Annotated in this window: 1 protein-coding gene; it reads right to left on the bottom strand. The window is 45.5% G+C overall.

Annotated elements, in window-relative coordinates; translation table 11 throughout:
• Positions 1 to 337: class I SAM-dependent methyltransferase (locus R8O11_RS31650; protein WP_318195441.1), on the bottom strand; the 337-nt coding region annotated here is incomplete at its 3' end.
• Between the last annotated feature and the right edge of the window lie 168 nt (positions 338 to 505).

Genomic DNA, 505 nt, shown 5'->3' with positions numbered 1-505 from the left:
CTGGAAGTTCAAGAGACTCTACTGTTAGGTCAGCTGTATAATAATCCCCCTCAATTGCTGTTGCTCTAGCTTTTTCCTTTGCCCATGCAATTGCGGTTGGCGAGATATCTATACCTGTTACCGCAAAACCCAACTTCTGGAAAGCTCGGCAATGATGCCCTTCACCGCACCCTAATTCGAGGAGTTTACCTTGCTTGGGTCGTTCACATAGCTCTAGAAAACGATCCACTAAAACTGCTTTAGACATTCGCTCATTGCCACCCCAACCTTCCCAGCCAGTTTGGCGAGCTTCAACATACATGTCTTCATGAACTTGATAATTTGGTTTCATACTCATCCTTGACTGCTAACGCCGCGTTAAGTAGTGAGCAACATGCCACCCAACCTAAACCATTGTGCCGTAAACACTAAATTCAAAGCAAACCGAAAATGCCCAGCGTTGCGAATCTGTCTTAAACGCTTTGTTATGTGCGTAGCCGAATCTTGCGCTTAGTCAGGAACAATG

This window comes from Vibrio sp. 1288 (genome assembly GCF_033344475.1).
Note: the sequence above shows the minus strand (reverse complement) of the source record. Positions and strands in the feature narration are given on the sequence as shown.